The sequence below is a fragment of the Luteolibacter arcticus genome (assembly GCF_025950235.1).
Taxonomy (GTDB): domain Bacteria; phylum Verrucomicrobiota; class Verrucomicrobiia; order Verrucomicrobiales; family Akkermansiaceae; genus Haloferula; species Haloferula arctica.
In genome coordinates this window covers 216,482-241,272 of sequence record NZ_JAPDDT010000004.1, presented here as the reverse complement: position 1 = coordinate 241,272, position 24,791 = coordinate 216,482, and the positions used below count along the sequence as shown (strand labels likewise).

18 protein-coding genes and 1 pseudogene are annotated in these 24,791 nt (G+C 63.3%); 8 read left to right on the top strand and 11 right to left on the bottom strand.

All coding sequences use genetic code 11. The features are described 5' to 3' along the window. Nucleotides 1–117 precede the first annotated feature (117 nt). Nucleotides 118–2,409, bottom strand: a complete 2,292-nt coding sequence (locus OKA05_RS11840; protein ID WP_264487350.1) for a DUF7133 domain-containing protein — start codon at nt 2,407–2,409, stop codon at nt 118–120. A 143-nt stretch (nt 2,410–2,552) separates the two neighbouring features. On the opposite strand from OKA05_RS11840, the gene OKA05_RS11835 reads away from it, so the two are divergent. After that, on the top strand, nt 2,553–4,601 hold the full coding sequence (locus OKA05_RS11835; RefSeq protein ID WP_264487349.1) for a TonB-dependent receptor: 2,049 nt from the start codon (nt 2,553–2,555) through the stop codon (nt 4,599–4,601). 97 nt (nt 4,602–4,698) lie between these two features. Beyond that, nucleotides 4,699–5,043 carry a hypothetical protein gene (locus OKA05_RS11830; RefSeq protein WP_264487348.1) on the top strand — a complete coding sequence of 115 codons (345 nt, stop codon included), beginning with the start codon at nt 4,699–4,701 and terminating at the stop codon, nt 5,041–5,043. A gap of 64 nt (nt 5,044–5,107) precedes the next feature. Here OKA05_RS11830 and OKA05_RS11825 read toward each other — a convergent pair whose 3' ends face one another. The 3 genes and pseudogenes from OKA05_RS11825 to OKA05_RS11815 form a co-directional block, all read right to left on the bottom strand. Beyond that, the gene (locus tag OKA05_RS11825; protein ID WP_264487347.1) at nt 5,108–6,415 is read right to left on the bottom strand and encodes a CCA tRNA nucleotidyltransferase; all 1,308 of its coding nucleotides are present in this window, start codon (nt 6,413–6,415) and stop codon (nt 5,108–5,110) included. Nucleotides 6,416–6,463: 48 nt separating this feature from the next. Beyond that, nucleotides 6,464–9,459, bottom strand: a pseudogene (locus OKA05_RS11820) (protein kinase domain-containing protein). 273 nt (nt 9,460–9,732) lie between these two features. Then, nucleotides 9,733–10,455, bottom strand: coding sequence for an RNA polymerase sigma factor (locus OKA05_RS11815; RefSeq protein ID WP_264487346.1), 723 nt, complete (start codon nt 10,453–10,455; stop codon nt 9,733–9,735). A 120-nt stretch (nt 10,456–10,575) separates the two neighbouring features. On the opposite strand from OKA05_RS11815, the gene OKA05_RS11810 reads away from it, so the two are divergent. Continuing rightward, complete coding sequence (locus tag OKA05_RS11810) at nt 10,576–11,865, top strand: NAD(P)/FAD-dependent oxidoreductase (protein ID WP_264487345.1); 1,290 nt, start codon at nt 10,576–10,578, stop codon at nt 11,863–11,865. Between the two features lie 49 nt (nt 11,866–11,914). Here the strand turns inward: OKA05_RS11810 and OKA05_RS11805 are convergent, their stop codons facing one another. Next, a complete protein-coding gene (locus OKA05_RS11805) occupies nt 11,915–13,198 on the bottom strand; it encodes a valine--pyruvate transaminase (RefSeq protein ID WP_264487344.1) in 1,284 nt (427 codons plus the stop codon). A 72-nt stretch (nt 13,199–13,270) separates the two neighbouring features. Here OKA05_RS11805 and OKA05_RS11800 point away from each other — a divergent pair, with 72 nt between their 5' ends. Beyond that, nucleotides 13,271–13,765 carry a redoxin domain-containing protein gene (locus OKA05_RS11800; RefSeq protein ID WP_264487343.1) on the top strand — a complete coding sequence of 165 codons (495 nt, stop codon included), beginning with the start codon at nt 13,271–13,273 and terminating at the stop codon, nt 13,763–13,765. A gap of 58 nt (nt 13,766–13,823) precedes the next feature. Here the strand turns inward: OKA05_RS11800 and OKA05_RS11795 are convergent, their stop codons facing one another. The 3 genes from OKA05_RS11795 to OKA05_RS11785 are packed head-to-tail and all read right to left on the bottom strand — an operon-like array spanning nt 13,824 to nt 15,607. Then, the gene (locus tag OKA05_RS11795) at nt 13,824–14,405 is read right to left on the bottom strand and encodes an SH3 domain-containing protein (RefSeq protein ID WP_264487342.1); all 582 of its coding nucleotides are present in this window, start codon (nt 14,403–14,405) and stop codon (nt 13,824–13,826) included. Nucleotides 14,406–14,442: 37 nt separating this feature from the next. Continuing rightward, entirely contained in the window at nt 14,443–15,297 is an 855-nt protein-coding gene (locus tag OKA05_RS11790) for an SDR family oxidoreductase (RefSeq protein ID WP_264487341.1), read from the bottom strand. Between the two features lie 4 nt (nt 15,298–15,301). Then, nucleotides 15,302–15,607 (bottom strand): hypothetical protein, encoded by a 306-nt coding sequence (locus OKA05_RS11785; RefSeq protein WP_264487340.1) that lies wholly within the window; start codon nt 15,605–15,607, stop codon nt 15,302–15,304. A gap of 100 nt (nt 15,608–15,707) precedes the next feature. Between OKA05_RS11785 and OKA05_RS11780 the strand changes: the two genes are divergently transcribed. From OKA05_RS11780 to OKA05_RS11765, 4 genes are all read left to right on the top strand, one after another. After that, nucleotides 15,708–16,790, top strand: coding sequence for a mannose-1-phosphate guanylyltransferase (locus OKA05_RS11780; protein ID WP_264487339.1), 1,083 nt, complete (start codon nt 15,708–15,710; stop codon nt 16,788–16,790). A gap of 144 nt (nt 16,791–16,934) precedes the next feature. Then, nucleotides 16,935–18,191 carry a S1 family peptidase gene (locus OKA05_RS11775; RefSeq protein WP_264487338.1) on the top strand — a complete coding sequence of 419 codons (1,257 nt, stop codon included), beginning with the start codon at nt 16,935–16,937 and terminating at the stop codon, nt 18,189–18,191. A 67-nt stretch (nt 18,192–18,258) separates the two neighbouring features. Further along, on the top strand, nt 18,259–20,376 hold the full coding sequence (locus OKA05_RS11770) for a fused MFS/spermidine synthase (RefSeq protein ID WP_264487337.1): 2,118 nt from the start codon (nt 18,259–18,261) through the stop codon (nt 20,374–20,376). A 53-nt stretch (nt 20,377–20,429) separates the two neighbouring features. Then, nucleotides 20,430–21,320 carry a YihY/virulence factor BrkB family protein gene (locus tag OKA05_RS11765; protein ID WP_264487336.1) on the top strand — a complete coding sequence of 297 codons (891 nt, stop codon included), beginning with the start codon at nt 20,430–20,432 and terminating at the stop codon, nt 21,318–21,320. Here the strand turns inward: OKA05_RS11765 and OKA05_RS11760 are convergent. From OKA05_RS11760 to OKA05_RS11750, 3 genes are all read right to left on the bottom strand, one after another. After that, complete coding sequence (locus tag OKA05_RS11760) at nt 21,284–22,384, bottom strand: glycoside hydrolase family 76 protein (protein WP_264487335.1); 1,101 nt, start codon at nt 22,382–22,384, stop codon at nt 21,284–21,286. The two genes, OKA05_RS11765 and OKA05_RS11760, sit on opposite strands and share 37 nt — an antisense overlap. A 253-nt stretch (nt 22,385–22,637) precedes the next feature. Continuing rightward, nucleotides 22,638–23,090, bottom strand: a complete 453-nt coding sequence (locus OKA05_RS11755) for a GYF domain-containing protein (RefSeq protein WP_264487334.1) — start codon at nt 23,088–23,090, stop codon at nt 22,638–22,640. Nucleotides 23,091–23,304: 214 nt separating this feature from the next. Further along, nucleotides 23,305–24,066 (bottom strand): hypothetical protein, encoded by a 762-nt coding sequence (locus OKA05_RS11750; protein WP_264487333.1) that lies wholly within the window; start codon nt 24,064–24,066, stop codon nt 23,305–23,307. Nucleotides 24,067–24,791: the final 725 nt, after the last annotated feature.

Here is a 24,791-nt window from a genome sequence, read left to right as displayed (position 1 = left end):
CGCGGAATAGGTCCCATACGACCTATAGGACCCATAGGTCTGGCCCTGTGCACTCCTCCTGAATACAAAACGGCCCGACCGAAATCCGGTCGGGCCGCGTAAATTTGGAAGGGGCCGTTACTTCAATTCGCCAGCCGTCCATGGCTTGCCAGCGCGATCCTTGGTGGCATCGCGCTGCTTCTTGACCGTCTCCTCGGTGACGGCGGGGGCCTTGTTGTCCCACTCATTGCGGACGTAGGTCGCGATGTCGGCGAGCTTCTGGTCGGTGAACATCGGATTCACTCCCAGCGACGGCATGTCGGCGGTCGGCTTGTACTCCACACCCGCTACGGTGACCGGCCCGGTCATGCCGTGGAGCATGATATTGATCAGGATCTCCGGCTTGCCGGTGACCCACTCGGAGCCATCGAGCGGCGGGCCGAGGCCGACGACGCCGCTTCCGTCCGGTCCATGGCAGCTAAAGCAGACCGCTTCACCGGCGAAGAGCGCCTTGCCGCGGTTGAAGGATGCCAGCTCCGCTCCCTTGAGCGAAGGTCCGTCGGATTTGGCGGGGCCGTTCTTCGCACCCTGTTCAAGCCAGCCGGCGAGGGCCTTGTCCTTCGGGTCGGCCAGCTTCTGGAACTCGGCCTCGTGGCCATGCAGGCCCGAGACGGCGGCCTCGCGGATAAAGCGGACCTTCGACTCGTCCTTCAAAAGCGCCGCGAGCGCGTCGAGTGCCTTCTGCGTGCCGAGCGAACCGAGCACGCGGGCCAGATAGGGGGCCACCTCCGGCGCGGCGGGCTTGAGCGCGACCAGCCCGGCTTCGATCTTGGAAAGCTCCGCCGGATCGAGGCGGGTGCAGGCCCACAAGGCGGACGACTGGACCTTCGGATCCTTGTCCGTCAGTGCGGCCTTGAGATGCTCGGACTTCAGCTCGCCCATTCCTTCCAGCGTCCAGAATGCGTGGACGCGGGCGACCGGCGGTCCGCTGGCTGCGAGCTTCGCGAGCAATGGCACCAGTGCCGCATCCTTGCTCTGCACCATTACGCGCTGGGCCGTTTCGCGGTGCCAAGCGTTCGCATGCATCAGCATCTTCACGAGGTCGAGCCCCTTGAGCGCGCCGATGTCCACCTTTGGCTCCAGCTTTCCGGACGTACTACGGATGCGGTAGATGCGGCCGTGGCCGAAGCCCGGCTTGTCCAGCCCCCGCGAGAGGTGCTGCTGGCGCAGATAGGTGGTCTGGTAGGTCTTGTGCTGGATGATGCCGTGATACATGTCCACCAGGTAGAGCGAGCCATCCGGTGCCGTGTACACGTTCACCGGCCGGAAGCGCTCGTCGGTGGAGGCGAGGAATTCCTTCTCGCCGAGAGGGTGGGTGCCGCTCAGCTTGCCATCGTTCTCCTCGATCTTGATCGCCTTCACGAGATTGACCGAGGATTCGGTGGAGAATCCCGTGCCATACCAGTCCTTCGGGAAATTCGTGCCGCGATAGACGGTGAGACCGGCGGCGGCAGTGCAGTTGATCAGCTTGTGGGTCTTCGGATCGAGCGTCTGCTCGTTGTAGCCGTTGGCCTTCGAGAGGTAGGCGCGGTTCAATCCTGGTGTGACGCGGACCGGCCAGGTGCGATTGTTGCCGAGCGCGGCGGTATCGTTGTACTTCATCTTCACCGCCGGATTTCCCTGCAGCAGGTTCGGGGCGAGGCTTTCGCCGAACATGAAGGCGGAATTGTGGTTGTGGTAGAGGCGGCCCCAGTCGTCGCGGGCGATGCCCCACTGACCGCGGAACGAGGTCGGCTCGATCTGCCACTTGCCGTTGACCCGGCGCAGCCGCTTCTCGGACTTGGCGAGGTAGAGCCAGTTGTCCAGGTCGGGCATCAGCCCGTTCGGCTTGTGCTCGACGTTACCGCCGCCGTTGAATTTCTGGTCGATCACCTCTGGTTCGCCGACGATCTTGAGGCCGTCGCGTTTGGCCCAGCACAGGCGATTTTCATCGAGGAAAAGGATGCCGTCTTCGAATACGGTCACCGCGCGGGGGAGCAGCACCTTGTCGAGAAAGACGGTTTTCTTGTCGGCCGTGCCGTCGCCATCGGTGTCCTCGAGCACGGAGATTCGGCCTTCGGGGGTCTTCTCGCCAGCGCCATCGATGTCCGGCATGTAGCCGCGCATCTCGCAGACCCACATCCGGCCGGCGGGGTCGAAGTCGATGCAGACCGGCTTTTCCACCAGCGGTTCGGTGACCACGGGCTCGATGACGAAGCCGGGCGCGATCTTGAAGCTCTTCAAGGCATCGTCTACCGACAGCACCGGCGAAGGTGGGATGTCCTTCTCCGGAACGACCGGGTCCATCTTGGTGTGCGCCTTATTATCGCCCTGCTGGGCGGCGAGCTGGAGAGTGCCGAGCAGGGCGGCGACGAAAGTGTGCGGACGCATGAGTGAAAGAATACGGGTTTGCTGAGCGCACTTTTCCTAAAGCGTGGCGGAAAGTCAAAAATTTGTATGACAGAAATGCGTGGCCTCGGAATCGCTCCCGGAAAGCGGTTGTCAGCCCCGCCCGGGGCGCTTGAATCGGCGGCATGTTCTCCCGCTCCCCGCTGCTGCTGCTGGCCCTAGGAACCGCCACGCTCCAAGCGCACGATATCGCTAGCGAGCTGACCCCGCTGATCGTCAGCGGAAAGGCGGAATTCATGCTCGGCGAGGCGGAAACGGCCTCGAAAGGGCAGGCATCCCGTGAGGAACTGCTGGAGCGGCCGTGGCTGCGGAAGGGCGAACTGCTGGAATCCGTGCCCGGGCTGGTGGTCACCCAGCATTCTGGCGACGGCAAGGCGAACCAGTATTTCGTCCGCGGCTACAACCTCGACCACGGCACCGATTTCGGGGTCTTCGTCGATGGAATGCCAGCGAACAACCGCGCGCACGCCCACGGCCAAGGCTACACCGACATCAATTTCATCATCCCCGAGTTCGTCCAGCAGCTCGACTACCAGAAGGGACCGTTCTTCACCGAGCGGGGTGACATGACCACCGCGGGTGCCGCCGAGTTTTCGCTGGTGAATGAACTGGAGCACGGGTTCGCGGGCGTGACCTTCGGCGAGGACAACTACTGGCGCGGGGTCTTCGGCGACTCGGTCGATGCCTGGGGCGGCGTGCTTACCTTCGGCGGCGAGGCGACCTACTACGAAGGCCCGTGGGTGCTGGATGAGGACGCGAGCCGCTTCAATGGCATCGTCCGCTGGCATCGCGGGGATGAGGACAACTATTTCAACATCACCTTCCTCGGTTCGCAGGGCGAGTGGCGGGCCACCGACCAGATCGCGCTGCGTGCGGTGGCCGGCGGGCAGATCGATCGCTTCGGCTACATCGATCCCACGGACGGCGGCGAGTCGCAGCGCTACTCGCTTTCGACCACCTTCGGCATGCGCGATCAGGATACCGTGATCCGCGGCAAGGCGTGGGCCGGTTACTACGATCTCGATCTGTTCTCGAACTTCACCTACTTCCTCGACGATCCGGTCAATGGCGACCAATTCCACCAGTCGGATGCCCGTGGCTTCGCCGGTGCCGACTTCGCCGTGGATCTGGAAAACCGGCAGATCTTCAATGCCGGAACCACCTACACCTTCGGCTTCCAGACGCAGAACGACTGGATCAGCGATCTCGGGCTCTCGGACACCGTCGCGCGAAACGAATTGGCCACGGTGCGCGAGGACGATGTCTTCATCGGCAGCTACTCGCTCTATGCCGAATCGAAAACGACATGGACCGAGTGGTTCCGCACCGAGGCCGGTGTGCGCGGCGATCTCTTCGTGAGCCAGGTGGATAGTGACCTGCCTGCCAACAGCGGCGGCGAAGTGGACGCGATGATCGTGCCGAAGCTCAACCTGATCTTCAGCCCCGGCGACCATCACGAGTACTACCTGAATCTCGGCGGAGGCTTCCACAGCAACGACCCGCGCGGCGTGAACCTCAAGATCGACCCGAACACGGGAGCGCCGGCTCAGTCTGTCGATCCGATCGTGCGCACTTGGGGGACCGAGCTCGGCACTCGCAGCCAGTGGACGCAGTGCTTCACGACCACGGTCGCATTGTGGGCGCTGTTTAATGACTCGGAGCTGCTTTACGTCGGCGACGCCGGTAATGTGGAAGCGGGTCCGGCGACCACGCGTTACGGGATCGAGTTCGCCGGCTACTACCGGCCTAACAACTGGCTCGCCGTGGATGCGGAAGTCTCGTTGGCCGAGGGCCGCTACAATGACATCTGGTCCACCGGCGGCCCGTGGGTGGAGAACCAGGTCCCGGTCGTGATTTCGAGCGGCATCACGCTGGGCGGTGGCACCGGCTTCTTCGGCGCGCTGCGCGGCCGTTATTTCTGTGAGCGTCCTTTGACCGCCACGAAGGGCGTGCAGGGCAGCGAATCCTTCATGGTGAATGCCCGCGCCGGCTACCGAACCGAGAACTGGGAACTCGCGCTCGATTGCCTCAACCTGCTCGACCGCGCCGACAACGACATCGAGTACTACTATGCGTCTAGGCTTCCCGGTGAACCGGCCGGCGGCGTGGATGACATCCATTTCCACCCGACGGAGCCGCGGACGCTGCGGGCGAGCTTCACGTGGTTTTGGTGAGAGGTGGCACGTTGCTCGATCGCAGGCAGGGTGGCAGGCAGGTCACCTTTTCCTGCCTTCATTCAAGTTTCGCCCATGATTGGAAAGGAATGACGACATGGCGCTCCTCGTTTGTTTTCACGAAGCTTGTTCAGAGGTAGATTGGTCCAAGAAGGTGATCTACCTTGATCAGAGGTTCTACGAGCTGCTCTTCGACTACTGCAAAGAGCCAGAAAGCGATTCTCCCCTCAAGGCGATGGTGTCAATTGGTTATGATGACGAGATTATCCTCACCGGCACTCAAGTTTCCGAAACGCTGAGTGATCTAGAACGAATTTATGCTGCGGGAAAAGTTATACACCCACAGGTTCCGTTGCTCTGCGAGGTCTTGCGCGAAGCGGTATCGAGAAGGTGTGAGCTTGCTGTCGCAGGCGACATGCATCCTGATCTATCGCGAGGATAGCGGATCGGACTGCGCCAGTCGGATCCTGGCTGGCATAGGTCCCGTGGAGGCTCGAAAGGTGCTGCTAGATCCGCTCCTTTACCCACTCAATGGCCTTCTCGCGTTCTAACAGACGCCCCTCGAGTTGTTCGGTCTGCACCGCCTCCAGCAGTTCCTTGAAAAGCGGCCCGGGGTTCAGGCCGAGGGCGATCAGGTCCCGGCCTGTCACCAGCGGCGACGGGATCAGCGGTTGGGCTGCGAAATCGGTCTGCTTGGCTTTCACGAACTCCAGGTTCTCCGTGAAGCCATTCGACGACGCGCAATCCACCCGATGCAACTCCAGCTCCAGCGGAAAGGTCGGCTCCGCCATGAAGCGCTTCAGCTTCGCCACCCGCATCTGCTGCACATTCATGAACTGCATGTGACGTGAGACCATGAAGCTCACCGCTTCGATGACGTCGTTCGGATACTTCAGCCGGCGCAGGATTTCCTCCGCCATTGTCGCGCCGAGTGCGTCGTGGCCGTTGAAGCGGATCCGCTCGCCATCGAGAGTCTGGGTCGGTGGCTTGGCGATATCATGCAGCAGCACCGCGAGGCACAGCTCCAGCGGTGCGTCGTTCTCTAACATCGTCAGCATGATCTTCGTGTGCGTGAAGACGTCGCCCTCTGGATGCCATTCGGGCGGCTGTTCGCAGCCGATGAGTGCCAGCACCTCTGGCAGGAAGTGCTGGATCAAGCGGGAGTCCACGAGCAGCTCCAGTGCCCGTGCCCGTTTTGGCAGCACGATCATTCGCGAGAACTCATCGCGAATCCGCTCCGGCGAGATCCGCGCCAGGCCATCGGCATGCTCGCACATCGCCGCCCACGTCGCGGGCTCGATCTCGAAGCCGAGCGTCACCGCGAACCGCGCCGCACGCATCAGCCGCAGCGAGTCCTCCGCAAAGCGCGCCGCAGGCTCGCCGATCGCTCGCAAGACACCGGTCGCGAGATCCTCCCGGCCGCCGACGAAGTCGATCACCTCGCCGGTCTCCGGATTCTCGAAGAGCCCATTGATCGTGAAGTCACGCCGTTGCGCGTCTTCCTCCGGCGTCGAAAAGCTCACCGTTTCCGGCCTCCGGCCATCGCGATACGAGCCATCAGTGCGGAAGGTCGCGATCTCGATGTGATGGCCATGCGACTTGGCGATCACCACGCCGAAGTGCGCACCTACCTCGTTTGCCCCGGGAAACAACTTCAACACTTGCTCCGGAATCGCCGAGGTGGCGATGTCGTAGTCCTTCGGCTGCTTTCCTAACAGCCGGTCGCGTACGCAGCCGCCGGCGAAGTACGCGGTGTGCCCCGCGTCCTTGAGACGCTTGGCAAGGGCAACCGCGGTCGATCGGGCATCGGACACGCCTTGTTGTTAGTCGACCGCGTCTCGCACGGCAAGACGCGAGGCAGTTCACTCGTTCGGGGGCTGGGGAGTCGTGCAGCTCTTCAGGATGACTCGCGGGGCTGTATTGGGGCCGTGCTGTAACTCCAGGACCACCTGACAGTTGAAGTGCCCTTTCAGTGTGTCGAGCCCGAGATCCAGATGCAGGTCGTCTCCTTCCCATCGCCGGGGTGTGGCGATGCTTCCGCGATAACTACGGGTGGCATCGACCCGGCCGAGAGCGTTCGCAACGAAATCGGGGAGTGCCACGCGCTCCGCCTTGTCTCCGGAAACCGCGAGCAGGTAGATCTCTTTCGATCGCTGGGTGCCGCGATCCGTGATGATTACGAATTCACCCGAGTGATGCCAATAGACCGTACATTGGTCCTTCGCTGCCGAATAGCGAAGATAGCCCCCGGCTTGGGGAAGCGTGTAGATCAGCTCCTTCTTGTCCTTCCCGTAAATATGAATGCTGTAGCTGAATGGCAGGTCGTCGGGAAATCCCCGGATCCTGACCTGGTAGCCGTTCTTTGGGGACAAGCCTCCAGGCAAGAGTATTTCCTCCGGAGTGCTGCCAAGTGATGGAGGAAGTCCGGCCGTGCCATCCCAACCTACGGAAGGTTCGTCGACGAGCTTGTAGCGGATCTTCACGCCTTTCCGGTCGTCGCTTAAACCGATCACTTGCAACAGTCCCCTGCGGCCCTCGCTCGTACAAAACGCCCATGCAACGTCGTCCTGCGCTTCGAAATATGATGGGAACGGCATGGCGGTCAGCGTCGGCAGCTTCCGCATTTCCTCCAGATCTTTAAGATTGAAGGCATCCATCAGGAGCGCGGCATCTTTCGACTTCCAAGTGTAAGGGGCAGTGAGCAAGTGAGTGCCGACTAGGCCAGGCTTCCGTTCGTGGCCGTCGCCATGTGCCAAGCCGAATGCGTCCGTTACGATCGCTCCGTCAGATGTTGGCTGGATTTCCTTCTCTAGGTAGCCCTCCCAATCCGGGTCTTGCTGCGGAAGAACAATCAGGCCGGAGTCAGGGGCAATGCTGAACAACTTGCCCGTGTCGAGGTCGATCAGGCAGTTCGTGGTGGAAAAGTTCCAGTCGGAAACCACGCGCTCGATCACGGGGCCATAAGCATAGCCACCGGTAGCCGGCGGACGTGGTCCCGGGGCGGAATCATTGATCTCAAAGGAAAGCAGGGCGACTTGCTTGCGTCCGCGGGCGGCGAACCTTTCATCCAGAAAGCCGGGCTCGCCCAAGGGGACATGATAACTCCCAAGGCTCGTCCGCGCCGGACCTCCCGCCCCTGTTTCGAAACCTTCGAGGTCATAGGTGACGACTCCGTCCTTCAAGTGCGCCCGAATCATAAGCGCTCCCTCGCGGGGGAGACGGCATTCACCAATCACCTCGCGGCCGGGAATAAACGGGATGAGCAATTCTTCTTCCTTGTCTGTGGCGATGACGCTTCTCAGCACCGCAAGCACCCGCATTTCCGGGCTCAAGGCTTCGGTGGACTGTGGGATCTCCTGCCTCACCGGCATGTCGATGATCCGCAAGGTGGCCATCAGCCGGGCCGCAGCAGCCGGCGTGGACAGAGAAGAGCTGGTCCGGGGAGCCTGCGGTGATCGCTTGGCACTCATCGTCCAGATGACGGCGGCCGTGGCACACCCTGTTAGAAACAGCACTCCGCAGACGATTAGGCAGCCGCGGACTCGGCCGCGACCCAGCACCACGATCAGCAGTAACGCTGCCAGTGGCGACAGCACCAGGCCGGCTCCGGCGGCGGCTCCGAGGAAGATGGTGGTGTTTGGAGAGATCGGTCTCAGCGGTGCCACGGCTTCCTCGTGCACGATGACGATCGCTTCGCCCGAGGTGGTGTTGCCCGAGCGCTCGCGGAAGACCTGGGCCAGCGTGCTCGCGATTTTAGTAGCATCTTTTCGATCCGGGTAGCGAACGCGAACCTGGATCAGGGAGGTCCCGCGGATTTCATCCACGCTGACGATGGATCTCAAGGTGGTTGCGACTTGAAAGTCTGTCGTGTTCCATCGATTGCTTAGGTCCAGCAACGTGGCAACTTCGCTCAAGGTCTTCTGCGACTTGATGGCTTCCATCCAAGTGGCGAGGGAGGTGGGAGCATTCAGATCGACCGGCTCCGGCCTGATTAGGAGGACCGTTTTCGCTTCATACTTTTTCGGGGCCAGACCCAGCAGCAGGGTGCCCACTCCGAGTCCCAGCACGACTCCGACCGGGATCATCACGAGAAAGAGCCACCAGAAGCGGGCAAAGGCACCTCGCTTGGCGGGAGCTGCTGCGGGCATCGCGGGCGGCGCGGCGGGGGCTCCGACCGTTTCCACCATCGTGCGAAACTCCTCCGCGGTTTGATAGCGGCGCTCGGGATCCTGATCGAGGGCGCGCAGCACCATTTCATCGAGCCGCACATCCATCTGCACCTTCTTTGAGGGCGCGACGAGATCCTTCGCCGGTCGCTCGCCGGTGAGCATTTCATAGAGCACCACGCCGAGCGCGTAGATGTCCGTACGATGATCGACCTTCGTGCGCGCACCGCTTTGCTCGGGAGCCATGTAGGGCGGCGTGCCCGCCAGCTCCGCGCCGGCACCGACCAGCGAGGCGATCCCGAAATCGGCGATCTTGATGCGGCCATCGCGATCTAACAAAAGGTTCTCCGGCTTGATGTCGCGGTGGACGATGCCCTTGTCATGCGCGTACTGCAGCGCCTCGCAGATCGGCGGCACGATCGCCAGCGCTTGCTCCGGCTCCAGTTTCCCTTCGCGCAGCAGATCGCGGAGATTCACTCCGTCCACGACTCCATCACGATGTAGAACAGGCCGCCGGTCTCGCCATAGTCGAAGACGGTGACGATGTTCGGGTGATTCATCCGCGCCAGGGTCTGGGCCTCGCGGGCGAAGCGTTCGGCGAAGCGCTCGTTGCCGATCTTCTCCGGCGGCAGGATCTTGATCGCGACCCAACGGTCGAGCGACTTCTGGCGGGCCCTGTAAACCACGCCCATGCCGCCGCTGCCGAGGCATTCGGTGATCTCGAATTGGGGAAACTTGTCCGCGATCTCCTCCGGCGAGGGCGGCGGCAGCGGGGGAGTGCTCGCTTGGCCGGCCACGATGGTCCGGGATGCCAGCGCCTGCCGGAGCAGGCACGCCGGGCAAAGCGCTTGCGGCGAATCAGCGGGCAGGGGCGCGCCACAGTCGGGGCAGGGGGATGAATGGGGCTGGGTCATGGTGCTCTGCCTCCGTCAAAAAGCCGCGGCGGAATTCGTTACGAAAAATCTTCAGCCAGCCAGCACCGCGAACAACGCCTGCATTTCATCCTCCACCGCCTCGGGCGAGGACAGCGTGCGCGCGATCTCCTCCGTCAGCAAGGCGCGGTAGCGCTTGCGCAGCCGGTGGACGGCGACCCGCAGGGCACCCTCGCTCATCTCCAGGTCCGCCGCCAGAGACGCGTAGGGAATGCGGCTGGAGTCAGCCGTCAGGCACGGCTTCAAGCGATCAAAGCGAAGGTCGCCCTCGTCGCGGCTGGCTGCTTCGAGGTCATCGAGCACCTTGCCTAACAGAGTCAGCGCCCACTCGCGGTCGAACAAGCGGTCGGGGCTCCTGTCGTCGGCGGGCTCCAGTTTCAAGCCGGACTCCGCCTCCTCCCAATCGAATGACAGTGCAGGAATGCCGCGGCCGCGCTTCAGCCGGGTCTCGCGCTTCCATGTGTTGATCATCCAGTGATTGAAGGAGGCCAGCAGGAAGGCGCGGAAGCGGCCCTTGTCGCGGCTCGTGTCGCGCAGTGCCCGGGCTTCAAGCAGATGGCCGAAGAATCCCTGCACCAGGTCTTCCGCGTCCTCCTTCGATTTTCCCCGCCGCCGGGCATAGCGGTAAAGCGGCTGCCAGTAGGTTCGGAAGAGGGCACCGAGGGCCTCCGTTGCCACGGCATCACCGCCGCTCGCAGCATCGCACACGATCGTCCAGCGGGTGGAGGCGAAGAAAGCGGCGTCGTGCTCGGGCATGGGCTTGGCCTCACTTACCACGGTGGGCCGCTACTGTTACACCGATTCTTCGGCAGAGGATGACGCACGCCGGGACTTTTGACTTCGCAGACCCGGACGGCGCGGCAACTCTCCCGCCGCATGACACCCGATGTCGCCATCCTCGGAGCCGGGCCGGCGGGCTCGACGCTGGCCGCCCTGTTGTCGCAGCGCGGATTCAAGGTCTTGGTTTTCGACGACGCCAAGCGCCCCGAACTGCTGGTCGGCGAGTCGCTGGTCCCCGCCACCGTGCCGGTGATGCAGCGTCTCGGCATCGAGGAAAAGGTGAAGGGCTACTCGCAGCACAAGCCGGGCGTGACCTTCCTGCACCGCCATGGCAGCCGGGTCGATTTCACCTTCGGAGTGGTCGCCGGCACCGTGCCCTATGCGTATAATATCCCGCGCCCGCAGTTCGACGATACCTTGCGCGAGCGGGCGGAGGAACTCGGCGCACGGTTCGTGACCCATCGGGCGACGGTCGAGAAAGGCGATGCTGAACGGGAGATCCAGCTTTCCGCCGAGTCTCTAACCGCGGCCGGGCTAACCGGACACCCGCGCCTCCTGATCGATGCCACCGGCCGGGCGCGCTTGTTCGCGCGGACGCTGGGGATCGGCGCGAAGACCGGGGAACGCAGGGATATCGCCTACTTCGCGCACTACGAAAATTTCACGCACGACTTCCCGCCGGATGGACAGGTGGTGATCACCATCCTCGAGCGCGGCTGGAGCTGGCGCATTCCGCTGCCTGGCCGGCTTTCCGTGGGCGTTGTCGTTCATAAGGACGCGGCGAAGACCTATGGGGACACGCCCGAGGAGCGCATGGCCTTCGCGCTGGCGAACGAGCCGCTGTTGAAGGAGCACTCGAAGGATGCGAAGCGGGTTACGCCGGTGATGACCTACACGAACTACCAGCTCGTCTCCGACCGCGGTCACGGCCCGGGTTGGGCGGCCTGCGGGGATTCGTTCGGCTTTGTCGATCCCATGCTCTCACCGGGTTTGTTCATGGCGCTGGAGTCGGCGCGCTTGTTTGACGAGCACGTGTTTTCAAAAGGTCAGGACGTGCTCGACCGGCCGGAAGATATGGCAGCGGGATTCGCTGCGGCGGAGGACGAGCTGCACGATTGGCACAAGAGCTGGTGGGAGCTGATCCGGCACTTCTACGACGGCGGGATCTTCTCGATGTATGAGACCGGCACGAAGTTCTCGGCGAAGTTCAAGGGCTGGCCGGGCATCAATTTCATCGAGAACCACATGACCAAGCACATCGCGTCGATGGCTTCCGGTGCGTTCACGCGGCGGAAATACAGCCGCGGTCTGGTGAGCTTCATGCGCCGCTACATGCTGCACGATTGCCGGCCGCCGGAGGACTACGCGGTGCTGCCGGTGAAATAAGGAGTGTCGACATCCTGTCGACACGGCGTGGACAGAATGTCCACGCTCCTTATACCCCGACTGCCGCTTCTTCATGCGCCCGGCGCACTTCCTCGCCGATGATGCGGATGCCACGGCGGACGATGCTCTCGTCCATCGTGAAGGTCATCCGCAGGCACTCGTGGCGGTGACGCCAGGATTCATCGTCGTGGCCGAAGAAGAAGTAGTGGCCGGAGATGATCAGCACTCCGCGCTTCTTGAGCCGCTCGTAGAGTTCACGCGAAGTGATCGGCAGGCCGGGGAACCACAGCCAAAGGAAGAGCGCGCCTTCACTACGATGAACGTAGTAGTCGAAATCTCCGCCGAAACTTTCGGCGACGAACTCGCGGGCCTGGCTGGACTTCTCGATGTAGAAGGGTCGCACGGTCTCATTGGCGAGGCGCAGGATCTCGCCGCTCTCCACCAGCGGCTGGGCGATGGCCTGGCCGATGTTCGGGTTCGCGAGGCCGATCACCGCGCTCATCGAGGCGACGGCGGCGGCGATCTTCGGGTTAGCGATCACGATGCCGGTGCGGGTGCCGGGCAGGCCGATCTTCGACAGGCTCAGGGTGAGGATGATGTGGTCATCCCACACCGGCTTGGCTTCGGTGAAGATGATGTTCGGAAACGGCGCGCCGTAGGCGTTGTCGATGATCAGTGGAATATCGTGCGCCTTCGCGAGATCAGAGAGCCGGGCGATTTCTTCATCCGTGAGGACGTTACCGGTCGGATTGGTCGGGCGGGAGACGCAGATCGCGGCGATGTCGTCGGTCACCTTCAGCGCGTCGAAGTCCACCCGGTATTTGAATTCATGCGGGCCGGTCTTCTCGATCTTCGGCGGGACGGCGCGGAAGAGGTCGCCGCAGGAGCCTTGGTTCGCGTAGCCGATGTATTCAGGGACCAGCGGCAGCAGGATCTTCTTGCGGCGTCCGTCCGGCATTTCACCGGCGAGCAGGTTGAAAAGGAAGAAGAAGGCGGTCTGGCCGCCCGAGGTCACGGCGACGTGCTGCGGGCCGACCTTCCAGCCGAACTCGCGATGGAAGAGGGAAGCGACGGCGGCGATAAACTTCGGGTTTCCTCGCGGCGGATCGTAGTTTGCTAGCGTGCGTTCCATCGCGCCGGGTTCGGCGAGGATTTCCTCCATGCGGCGGCGCCACAGGGCATTGACCTCCGGGATGTGGGCCGGCTGGCCACCGCCGAGCATGCAGATGTCCGGACCCCCGGTGGCCAGGGCGTGGCCCAGGTCGTCCATGAGTTCCTCGATGCCGCTGCCACCGGCGAGCTGCCGGCCGAAGTTTGAGAATTCCTGTGTCATATCGCGGGTGCCGTTGACCGTCGGGTGACGGAACCTATAGTGGCCGCTCTTTCCAGAACAACCTCTGAAACCATGCCTCTCCAAGTTGGCGACCAAGCCCCCGATTTCACCCTCGTTACCAAGACCGCCGAAGGACCGCAGCTCGTGAAGCTGTCGGAGCAAATCGGCAAGTCGAACCTCGTGCTGCTGTTCGTGCCGATGGCCTTCACCGGCGTCTGCACCACCGAGCTGTGCGACATTTCCGGGGGCATCTCCGACTACGACGCGCTCGACGCCAAGGTGTTCGCGATCTCCGGCGACAATCCGTTCGCGCAGGAGGCCTGGGCCCAGAAGTCGGGCATCACGCTGCCGCTGCTGAGCGACTACGAGCACACGGTCGCCAAGGCCTACGGCGTGGCTTACGAGCAATTCCTGCCCGAGGCGAACCTGATCATGGGCGGTGTGGCGAAGCGTTCCGCCTTCGTGATCGATAAGGAAGGCGTGATCCGCTACGCCGAAGTGCAGGATCACCCGAAGGATCTGCCTGACTTCGAGGCGGTGAAGGCAGCGCTCCAGTCGCTGGCTTGAGATTTCCAAAACAAAAAGGCCGCGGGAATCACCCGCGGCCTTTTTGTTTGGAATGAGATCACTGCTCGACCTGCGGCTCGCTCGGGGACTCGTTGCCGGGCGGGAGCGGCGCGGGCTCCGAGGGCGGGACCACCGGCTCGGTTTCCGGGATCGGCGGGGCGTCCGGGACCACCATCTCCGCATCGGGATCGATCACCGGTGGGATCGTCGGGGTGCCGGGATCGACCAGCGGGGGAAGGCTTCCCGGGGCGGGGGGGTAAACTTGGATGGCGTCGGGCGAGACTTGCGACTGGGCGGCAGCCTGGTCGGCGACCAGCACGGAGGGGACGTAGCCGACTTCACCGCTGGCCAGCTCGACCTTCGCATAGCTGCCGTCGTCGGAAATGATCTTCATTTCGGTATTGGCGGGCAGCATCTTCTCCGCGGTGGAGCTACCGCTGGGGCGGCCCTTGAAGAACGCAGCTTCCATGCTGGCGCGGACGTAGGAGCCCGGCTTCAGGCCGCGCGAAGCCGCAGTCGGGGTGCGGGTGGATCCGGGCGGTGTCAGCGGGTCGAAGTTACCGCTGGAGATCACGTTGCCGGTTTCGCAAGAGGCCATGACGAGCGCCAGCGGCGCGAGGGTCAGGAAGTGTCGATTCATGAAGATGGCATCACGCTGCCACGCCCCCAGGTACGGGTCAACGGGATATCAGGAGTGCTTCCACATGCTCCCGCAGGGTTTCTCTCCAATCCCGGGGGGGCTTTCCCAAGAGGGCGGCCATCCGGTCGGTCGCCATCGCCGTGTGGCGGGGCCGGGGGGCGCGGAAGGCGGTCATTTCCGCCATGGACAGCGCCTTCACCTCCGACGCGGCGATGCCCTTTTGGGAAAGCAGCGTCACGATTTCGAGGGCCATGCGGTGCCAGCTCACCGGCTCGCCCCCTTGGCAGGCGTGGAAGATTCCGCCCGGACAGCCCGCGGCGAGCCAGCCGGCGACCCACCCGCAGAGGTCCGGGGTGAAACACGGCAGCGAATACTTGTCCGCCACCGCGGCGAGATCCTGCCCGGCCAACGCTTTCGTCACAATCTGGTCCGGAAAGGCCGGCTTTTCCGGGCCGAAGACCCACGACACGCGGAAGACCGTGCCTCCCGCGGCCAGCACGCCCGCTTCGCCGGCTGCCTTCGTCTTGCCGTAAACCGAGAGAGGGGAGGGGGGCTCGTCTTCGTGCCTCAAGCCTGGAGTCGCGCCGTCGAAGACATAGTCGGTGCTGAAATGGAGCACCGGCCGCCCTTGGCATGCTTTCGCCAAACGTGCCGGGGCATCGGCATTCACCCGCTGCGCGAGGGCCGGATGGTCCTCGCACTGCTCCAGGCTGGTCAGTCCGGCGGGATTCAGCAGGACGTCGAAATCCAGCGTCTCCAGCACCCGCTCGCAGCCATCCTCGCCGAGGTCCAGCCGTGAGCGCGGTAGCTCGATGACTTCGTGGAAAGCCGCCAAGCGGTCTGCCAAGGCCCGGCCGACCCGGCCCGTAGTTCCGGTGATCGCCAGCCGCATCAGGTCAGATGCCGAGCGGTTCGTCGTAGTCGTCGTAGGCGCCGTGAGCCCCGGTGTCGCGGATCTTCCGCAGCCGCCGGCGGGCACCGAACTTGCTTTCCGGTCCGTTGACGAGATTGACCACGCCGCCGATCGCCAGCGGCAACAGCGTCGCCACGCCCATCATCGCGAAGCCGATGGCCACGCCACGGCGCGCTCGGGCGTGCATCATTTCGCCGAGGATCAGGCCGGCCGCCGCGCCCAGCAAGGCAGGGGCTGCCAAGGCTGTTGCTTCCGTCCAGTCGCGCTCGCCGTCGTCATCGGGGTTCATGAAAGAAAGCCTAACATCCCCGCGGCGGCAGACAATCCCGGAAAATGCCCTACGATTCGCCCTTTTCCCCGCGGCCCGGAGCGTTAGGTTCCTGCCGGACATGCCCGATCCCTCCACTACCTACGCTCTCATCCTCGCCGGCGGTTCTGGAACCCGCTTCTGGCCGCTCAGCCGCAATGCCAAGCCGAAGCAACTGCTCAATCTCTTTGGCGGCACCACCATGCTGGAGCAGACGATTGCCCGTCTCGACGGGCTGGTGCCGGTGGAAAACATCCTTATCCTGACCAATGCCCAGCAGGAAGCCGGCGTCCGCGAGGTGGCGTCCATGCTCCCGCCGGAGAATATTTTCGCCGAGCCCGCCAAGCGTGATACCGCTCCGGCCGTGGCGCTCGGCATCGGTCTCATTGCGGCGCGCTGTCCCGACGCGCTGATGATGGTCCTGCCGGCTGACCAGTTGATCCAGGACGTCGGTGCCTTCCAAGCCGTCATGCGCGATGCGCTGGCCGCGGCTGAGAAATCCGACGGGCTCGTCACCATCGGCATCAAGCCCACGTGGCCGTGCCCGTCCTACGGCTACATCGAGCGCGGCTCCCGTGCCACCATTCCGGGCTTGGTCTGCGACCAGATGCCGGCCGAGGTGAAGCGCTTCCGCGAGAAGCCCAGCACCGATCTCGCCGAGCAGTTCCTCGCCCAAGGCGGCTTCTGCTGGAATGCCGGCATGTTCGTGTGGTCGCTCCAGAATGTGATCCGCGAGCTGAGCACCCACCAGCCGGAACTCGCGGCGTTCATTTCCGAGATCCGCCGCTCCTCGAACGTCGCCGCCACCGTCGCGGCGCAGTTTCCTAAGCTCACCCCGATCTCGATCGACTACGGTCTGATGGAGAAGGCCCGGCGGGTTCTCAACATCGAAGCGACTTTCGACTGGGACGATGTGGGCTCTTGGATTTCCGTCGCCAAGTACTTGGAAAAGGTCGGTTGCGACAATCGCGTGAATACTCCTGTGTCCGAGATCGAATCGGAGAACAACATCGTCTTCAACGCCCGCAAGGGCAGCCACGTCGCCCTGCTCGGGGTGGACGATCTGATCATCGTGCAGACGGAAGATGCGCTGCTCATCGCCAACCGCCATCAGGCGGACGCGATCAAGAAGCTCTCGAGCATGCTGCCGCCGGAACTCTTGTAACGGCAGCAGGTGGACGGGGTGTGAGTGGTGCAAGCCGTATCTGTTTAGCCCGAGGCGCGGTCCTCTGCGCTACCGTAATGCACCGGTTCCGACTTGCCGCGGGTCCGCCGGAGCGGCAATAGACTGGGAATCCATCCTCCTTCCATGATATCTCTTTCCGCTTTCCCTCTTGCAGCCGGCTGCATGCTTCTCGTTTCCGCCGGCGCTTTCGCCCGGAATCCGGCCAACATCGACGAGGCGCTCAAGTGCGTCTTCTTTGCCGCTACGTTCGGTGCCGATGAAAAGCCGATCGCGCACGGATCCGCGTTTGTGGTGGAAGAGGATGGGGTCCAGTGGATTCACACGAATGCCCACGTGATCGAAGGTGCCGCGAAGATCCAGTTCACGGACATGGAAGGCAAGGTCCTCGCGGGTTTCGGGCGTTTCGGCTGCTATGCCGAGGGCAGCGGCACCATGACCATTGCCAAGACGAGCAAGAAGGGAAAGGACCGGCTGATCCAATTCGGCGGCGATGGCGTCAGGCTCGAGCTCAAGCGTCCGCGCGAGTTCGCTTTCAAGCTCCACAAGGATCCGGCCAGTGTCGGCAAGGGCTACAAGGTCATCACGCTCGGCGACAACGACGGGGACAAGAAGATGGAGACCTTGCCAGGCGACGTCGTTTCCGCGACCGAGCGGGCGGTGCTCACCAGTTGCAAGACCACGCATGGAAGCAGCGGGGGAGTGCTGTTAGATGCGAAGGACTTCACCGCCATCGGTCTGAATACGTGGGGGATCGAGGGCGTGAAGCCGCTGGAAACGCTGTGGCAGGAAGATCGCAAGCAAGCCGCAGGCGGACTGGCGGGCGCCACGCTGCTCCAGCGGGCCACTTGGGCCCAAGTCCCTGCAGCCGACTTTCTGAAGGGCTCGGAACAAATGCAGAAGTTCCTCGATACCGTGCGGGTCCTAACGATCATCTACAACACCACGCCCACCAAGAGCGGCTTCGCGGTAAAGCTGAGCGACCGCTTCGCGGGTCCGGTCACCTACAAGCTCGCGCTCGACCGCTACCGCCGCCACTCGATCCTGGGGCCGGTGGCGCAGCTCAATGAGAAGCTGGCGCGGGTGGAAGGAACCAGCATCGGGGTGAATAACATGGAGGTCGTCAAAACCTACTCGCGGGCGATTCAAGAGATCCGGCAGGACTACCTAAAGGAGAGCCAGGAGATCCTTCGCAAGACTCCACCCTACTACCGCATCGAGCTGGAGAAACTGGGGGTGATCGCACTCGGCGAAGGCTGCCACAAGAACCTGCAGAATGCCGAGGACTGGTTCAACAACAAGGCCTCGCTGGGCGGGACCATGCCGGTCGGCACGTGGTTCACGCTGCCGCCGCTCTCGCAGTTCGGCCCGGCGGGTCAGTGAATGCGGCCTGGGGCATGAAAATAAAACGGCCTGTCCAAGTGGCGGCCGCATGGGTGAAGTGAACGGCATGCCCGCCCGCCGTGCGCCGCTCTTCACGCTGACCCTATTCCTCGGCGCGGCGCTGCTGTTTCTTATCCAGCTCGTCTTCGCGCGGATGGTGCTGCCGCTGCTTGGCGGGGCACCGGCGGTGTGGAATACGGCGATGGTCTTCTATCAGGCGGTGCTGCTCGCGGGCTATGGGTATGCGCACTGGCTGACATCGAGGGCGGGAAGAAAATGGCAGCTCGGCATTCATGCGCTGGTGCTCGTCGCGGGGCTGGCGTGTCTGCCGTTTGCCGTCCCGGCGAATGCCGCTCCGCCGGGCGAAAGCAATCCGGTGCCATGGCTCATCGGCGTGCTCGCGATCGCGGTGGGTCTGCCGTTCTTCGCCGTCTCGGCGACCAGTCCGGTGTTGCAGCATTGGTTTTCCAAGACGGGACATCCCGATGCCGATGATCCCTACTTCCTCTACGCTGCCAGCAATGCCGGCAGCCTCGCGGGCCTGCTTGGCTATCCGCTGCTCGTGGAGCCCCATCTAACACTCGGAAACCAGGCGTGGTGGTGGATGGCTGGCTACGCCTTGCTGGCCTTGGGAGTGATGTCCTGTGGTTGGCGGTCGGCGGGAGGGCCTGAGCCGGCGGGTGTGGGACGCGAACGAATCACCGGCAGACGACGCCTGCGCTGGGTGCTGTGCGCACTGGTGCCGTCGAGCTTGATGCTGAGCGTGACCAGCTATCTCTCCAGCGAAATCGCGGCGGTGCCGCTGCTATGGGTGCTGCCGCTGGCGCTTTTCCTCGCGACCTTCATGGTGGTCTTTGCGCGGCGGCCGGTGATCCCGCACCGCATCGCGAAGCGGGCGTTGCCGCTGGTGTTGGTCGGCGTGGTCATGGTGCTCGCCATCGGTGCGACGACGCCGATGTCGATGCTGGCCGCGCTTCACCTGTTAGGGTTTTTCATCGCGGCGCTGGTGTGCCATGGCGAGTTGGCGAAGGACCGGCCGGGAGCGGCTTCGCTCACGGAGTTCTACTTCTGGATGTCCCTCGGCGGTGTCCTCGGCGGGGCCTTCAATGCCTTGCTCGCGCCGGTGATCTTCGACCGGGTGTTAGAGTATCCGCTGATGCTGGTTGCTGCGGCGTGGCTCGGGCTTTCGTCGGGAAAAGCGGGCTGGCGTGACTTGGCGTGGGCGGCGGTGCCGATGGTGCTCGCTCTGGCATTGGTGAAGCCGCTGGGGCTGACCGCTGCCTTCGGTGGCGCGGCGGTGGCGTGCTTTCTCCTGTCGCGGCACGGGGCTCGCTTTGCGCTTGGCCTGGCGGGTGTGCTGTTGGTCGCGGGCTTCACGGTGGAAAAGGGCAGCCGGGTGCTGCTCACCGAGCGCAGCTTCTTCGGCATCCATCGCGTGGAGGATGACGGCCGGCTGCGACGGCTCTTCCACGGCAAGACGATCCACGGCTTGCAGGACACCGCACGACCGCAGGTGCCGCTGAGCTACTATCATCCCGAGGGGCCGCTCGGGCAGATCTTCGCCGCGGGTGTTGCCGGTCCGGTCGGTGCGGTGGGGCTCGGGGCAGGGGCTTTGGCGGCCTACGGCAAGCCGGGGCAGGTAATCGACTTCTACGAAATCGATCCCGCGGTCGCGCGGATCGCGGCGGATCCACGATACTTCTCGTACTTGTCCGGATCGCCGGCGAAGGTGTCCACCATCCTCGGTGATGCCCGGCTGATGCTGGCGAAGGCTCCCGATGCCCGCTACGAGTTGCTGGTGCTGGATGCCTATGGCTCCGACTCCGTGCCGGTGCACCTGCTGACCCGCGAGGCCCTGCAGCTCTATCTGCGCAAGCTCGCCCCGGGCGGGCGCATTGCCTTCCAGGTCTCGAACCTGCACCTGAACCTGCGGCCGGTGGTGGCGAGCCTCGCCCATGAGGCCGGTCTGGTCTGCCTGGCCGGGGATGACGAGGAGGTGACCGACGAGGAAGTGGCCGCCGGCAGATTTCCTTCCCGCTGGATGATCGTGGCGCGGCGAGCCGGGGACTTCGGCGCCTTGCCTCAAAAGGGGAACTGGGAGGCGGTGGAAGGGGATACGGCGTCACCGCTGTGGACCGACGACCATTCCTCGATCCTGCCGCTGCTCGATTTCCGGCTGCGCTGAATCGGCGCTTTCGCCGAGGCCTTTCCGCGTGTTAGGTCGTGGCGATGTCGCGGATGAAACGGCTGCGCCTCTTCCTGATCTTGCGGATGTTTACCCGCCGGTGGAGGTTGCATCGCCACGCGGACAATGCGGCGGCGTTGGCCTTCTACGCGCTGATCTCGCTGCCGCCGCTGCTGCTGGTCGGCGTGACGGTGGCGGGCATGGTGCTCGGCGAACGGGCGGCCCACGGGGAGCTGGAGCGACAGTTCACCGCGGTGCTGGGGGCCGATTTGGCGCGGACGATAGAAGGCATTTTGCAGAGCGCGCGAATCGCACCGCTGTCGCAGCCGGGTGCATTCGTGATCGCGATGGTGACCTTGTTTTACGCCGGCTCGCACGTCCTTTCCAAATTGCGCACGACCCTCAATGTCGTGAATGAAGCGGCTCCGGCCGATCCCTCGCGGCGCTGGTTGGGGCGCTTGGCATCGCGCGGCCTGTGTGCGGGCCTGGTCCTGATGTTCGGCGTGCTTTTGGCAGCGGGCACCTTGCTAGATGGCTTCGCAGCCTATGTGGCGTCGCGACTCGATGTGCCGTGGCTGGAGAAGCTGAATCTGGTCCAGCGCTTCGGCTGGCTTTCGACCTACGCGATGCTGACCTTTGCTTTCGCGCTGCTCCTGAAAGTCCTGCCGCGCCGCCGTCCGCTGTGGCGGCACGCGCTGGCCGGGGCCGCCTTCGCGGCACTGGTGGCGATCTCGTTGAAAGGCGGCCTCGATCTCTATTTCCGCAACAGCATGTGGGGGTCGTTCATCAGTGGCGGGGTGAATTTCCTGCTGTTCCTTTTCTGGCTGTCCGCTTCGATCCAGGCCTTCCTCGCGGGAGCGGAGGTGGCCGCGTGGTTCAGCCGGCGGGCGGGGAAGAGAAAGGCCGCTCAACGCGCGGCGATCTCGCGCGCGGCGAGCCAGTAGATGCGCGCCGGGCTGGCCTGGCTGAGCAGCATCAGCTCGCGCATCGGCCGGCCCCAGGTGCGATCCCAGCGCTGTGGATAGCGGCCATTGGGATCGCGCATCTTGTCGTGGAGGTGGACGAGGCAGCGCGTCACGACCTCATGCCAATGCGGGTCCTTGTCGCGATCGTGAAGCTCCAGCAATGACTCTAACAGAAGGTGCGCGAACTTCCCGGTGTCGGACATCGCCCCGCTTTCCGCGATCCATTGTTTCTCGGCGGCGCGGGCGATGCGCTTGGCTTCATCGAGATAGGCCGCCTCGCCGGTGATCTCGTGAAACAGGCAATTCGCGCGGATCATCAGCGCGGAGTTGTAGCTGAATTTCCGCCGGTCGACGCGCTCCCTGAGATTGATGTTGTCCCAATACAGGCCGTCGGAATCCTGCAGCTTTGACTTGGTCCAGGCATAGACGCGCTTGGCAGTGTCAAGGTGCTTGTCGTCCTTCGTCAATTGATGGAGGCGCAGCGCGGACACGATGGCCGGGGCATTGGTGCAGGTGTTCTTGGAAGTCTTCTCCAGCTCGCGCCAGTAGAGGCCGCCGCCGAGCTTGTCGTCCTCGCCGCTCATCACGAAGCGGAAGGTCGCCGCCGAGCGATCGAGAAATTTGGTGTCCTTCGTCACCTCGAAGACCTCGGCCAGTGCCAGCACCAGCCAGGCGTTGTCATCGTAGTAGCGGTCGGACTCCTTTGGACCGGGCTGCACGTCAAAGCCGGCGATGCCCTTGTGCTCCCACCAATAGACCTGGATCGCGTCGGCATAGTCGCGCATCGGGGTGAGATACTTGTCGGGCTCGACGGCCGCGGCGGCGGCGAGGGCCGAGAGCTGGACGCCCACACCCCACATGAAGGACGGATGGTCGGGCTTGCCGGTCTCCAGATTGATCTTCTCGGCGTATAGCTTCTTTTCCGGCAGCCACAGGTCCTTGTGCAGCACCTCCTGCGTCTCGGCCCCCCATTGGCGAAAGGGTGGGGGCTCCGCGGCGGCGGGGAGTAGGAGGCCGAGCGCGACCAGGGCGGGGGAAAGCAAACGCGTTTGGAATGTCACACGCTCTATTCGTGGAGAGAGCGGTTGATCTTGCGCGCGAGGGGCGTTTTTCCCGGGAGGATGACGCGGATTTGCGAAGGGGCTCGAAGCTAGTAGCCCTGCTGCGGGGAAGGACGGGGCAGTAGGGTCAATAGGACGGAGCTAGTCCGGCGGACACGGTGCGGGGCCGCCCTAATTGGAGAATGGTGGTGTAGCGCAAGGGATGGATCAGGGAGTGGGACCCGGTGATCCCTGCCTAAGCTTTGCCAGTATTTATCTTAGTGGCCGTTTGATAGGCGTCGTACACGAGGTGAAGATGAAGCACCAAGCCGAGAATGATGGTGAAGTAGAGTGCGAAAGTGAGGATGCAAAGGACGAGGCCGATGCCTATCTGACCATTGTAAATCTGGCCGAGACCGGGGACGAAAAAGCTGAGGACAGCAGCCACTCCGGGGTTCTTTGGAGGCTGTGCGGAGTTAATCTGCTGGGGAACTGCGGGGGCTTGATAAGCTGGAGTGCTGGACAAAACAGGCTTCGGAGGATCAAGAGTTTCCGCGATCAATGAAATCGGCTCCCAGCCTTCGAGACCTTCTTGGAAGTAGAGTGTATCGGCGGTAATCGAGCCTCCGCGCCACATGCTCTGAAGCTGTGATAGCGTGTAAGGTCCTTTTTGGTCCGAGCCAGATTGAATCCAGTAGTGATCGTTCATGGAGTGGGGAGGGCGAAGCTGACGGTTATTTGGAGACAGGTCTCGAAGCTTTCCGACTTGTTGGGTTATTATGGCAGATTTCGAGGCGCTCGCGGGGTACGCTATGCATCTCTTTTGTCCCCGGCAAGGAGTCTCTATGACGGTGAAGATCGTCCTGATATGGTCTTGAGAATCGCGGCCCGGTTTTGGACGCTTGCACTTTTTCAGTGCCAACTCACTCCTTCCAATACTCCGCGACCCATGGGGCGGGGAGCACCTTGTGGTGGATCTTGCCGGTGGTGACGCCATCGACGGCGTCGGGCGGATCGGGCTTGCCGTGGAAGATGAGGAACTTCGCGCCCGTGGGCTTCTGCGGGGCGAGGATGAGATTGAGCGGGAAGGGCGGGCGGACGTTGAATTTGAAGCTGCGCACCCATTCCTCCGGCCACCAGTAGCGCTCCTTCATCGCATAGGTGAGGAAGGCCTGCTCGGTCTGGAAGATGGAGCGATCCTGGGCGCGGTCCATCTCGCGCAGGAAGGTATCGTAGATGTACTGCGACTTGCCGGCCTCGAAGCGGAAGATGGAGGAGTTTCCGATGTCGGGGCGCTTGCGGAGGATCTGCTTCCGGCGCTCGATCCAGTTGTGGATGATGCAGTTCTTCCCCGGCTGGTAGTCGAAGAAGCAGTCGATGTCATCGAGGATGACGAGGTCGAGATCGAGGAAGAGGGTGGGGCCTTCGAGGTTGGCGAAGCCGTCGCGGGTCATCACCAGCTTGAGGAAGACATTCGGCCAGCGGGCCTGGGTGACGCCAGGGTTCTCCGGAAACGGGTGGATCTCGATGCCATCCACCAAGCCCTCGCTGCTGTCGGTGAGGCAGACGAAGCGGAACGGCCGGTGCAGGTGGCGGCCGATCGAGCGGTAGAGGATATTGACGTAGCGGGACGGGTAGCGCGTCCCCCACTTCATGCAGATGATGTTGACGGGTGCTCCGGGCATCGTTGGGTGGCGGCGAGCTTGGCGGCAGCACGGGGCGGGGGGAAGGGGAATTCGCGGGTGGGCGTTGAGGAAGAGGAACCGCGAATGGACGCGCATCGACGCGAACGGATCTGGAAGGGTAATTTGCCGACCGATTCCACGACGGGGAATCAACCAACCGCAGATGAACGGGATGCACGCAGATGGAGAGGATCTGGACCAGGATTGATAGGATGGATGGGATAAGAATGACGGATGAGCTGAACCCGAAATCGTCCCGGGAGCTTCCTCGCCTCAATTTCCTTCATCCGGCCGGTGCCTCCACACGGGAGACAGCTCAACCTTAATGACAATAGATGATCGGCGGAGATGAGGACGGCGGAGCCTTTTTGGGAACGAGGTTCCTTTCGACCCAAACAATCACGCTCGGCGTGTACAGCGCGAGAGAGTAGCACCCCGGGATGATAGCAAGGGCCAACGTCAACTTGAACAACAGGATCTTTCCGGAACGGCCCATGAGAAGAAAGCGACAGCGGTACCTTGGTTCGCTTCTGACGCCGAACCTTAAGCAAAAACCGCGGTCAGTGTCGAGGGCGGGCGACGGTTGGTTGGAGCGACGACGTAGCGGCCTGCTTGCAGGGTCGGTGGTCCCTGGTTCAGCCTGACGAATGGGAAAGGCGCTTGGATGGCCGCAGCCCTGCTGCGGGGTGGCACCCGGGTGGCTTGTCCTCGGTAAGAAGTCCGCC

Bases quoted from the DNA above. Each gene is read 5' to 3' on its own strand.
- OKA05_RS11840 (WP_264487350.1), bottom strand. From the start codon at position 2,409: ATGCGTCCGCACACTTTCGTCGCCGCCCTGCTCGGCACTCTCCAGCTC.
- OKA05_RS11835 (WP_264487349.1), top strand. From the start codon at position 2,553: ATGTTCTCCCGCTCCCCGCTGCTGCTGCTGGCCCTAGGAACCGCCACG.
- OKA05_RS11830 (WP_264487348.1), top strand. From the start codon at position 4,699: ATGGCGCTCCTCGTTTGTTTTCACGAAGCTTGTTCAGAGGTAGATTGG.
- OKA05_RS11815 (WP_264487346.1), bottom strand. From the start codon at position 10,455: ATGCCCGAGCACGACGCCGCTTTCTTCGCCTCCACCCGCTGGACGATC.
- OKA05_RS11810 (WP_264487345.1), top strand. From the start codon at position 10,576: ATGACACCCGATGTCGCCATCCTCGGAGCCGGGCCGGCGGGCTCGACG.
- OKA05_RS11805 (WP_264487344.1), bottom strand. From the start codon at position 13,198: ATGACACAGGAATTCTCAAACTTCGGCCGGCAGCTCGCCGGTGGCAGC.
- OKA05_RS11800 (WP_264487343.1), top strand. From the start codon at position 13,271: ATGCCTCTCCAAGTTGGCGACCAAGCCCCCGATTTCACCCTCGTTACC.
- OKA05_RS11795 (WP_264487342.1), bottom strand. From the start codon at position 14,405: ATGAATCGACACTTCCTGACCCTCGCGCCGCTGGCGCTCGTCATGGCC.
- OKA05_RS11790 (WP_264487341.1), bottom strand. From the start codon at position 15,297: ATGCGGCTGGCGATCACCGGAACTACGGGCCGGGTCGGCCGGGCCTTG.
- OKA05_RS11785 (WP_264487340.1), bottom strand. From the start codon at position 15,607: ATGAACCCCGATGACGACGGCGAGCGCGACTGGACGGAAGCAACAGCC.
- OKA05_RS11780 (WP_264487339.1), top strand. From the start codon at position 15,708: ATGCCCGATCCCTCCACTACCTACGCTCTCATCCTCGCCGGCGGTTCT.
- OKA05_RS11775 (WP_264487338.1), top strand. From the start codon at position 16,935: ATGATATCTCTTTCCGCTTTCCCTCTTGCAGCCGGCTGCATGCTTCTC.
- OKA05_RS11770 (WP_264487337.1), top strand. From the start codon at position 18,259: ATGCCCGCCCGCCGTGCGCCGCTCTTCACGCTGACCCTATTCCTCGGC.
- OKA05_RS11765 (WP_264487336.1), top strand. From the start codon at position 20,430: ATGAAACGGCTGCGCCTCTTCCTGATCTTGCGGATGTTTACCCGCCGG.
- OKA05_RS11755 (WP_264487334.1), bottom strand. From the start codon at position 23,090: ATGAACGATCACTACTGGATTCAATCTGGCTCGGACCAAAAAGGACCT.
- OKA05_RS11750 (WP_264487333.1), bottom strand. From the start codon at position 24,066: ATGCCCGGAGCACCCGTCAACATCATCTGCATGAAGTGGGGGACGCGC.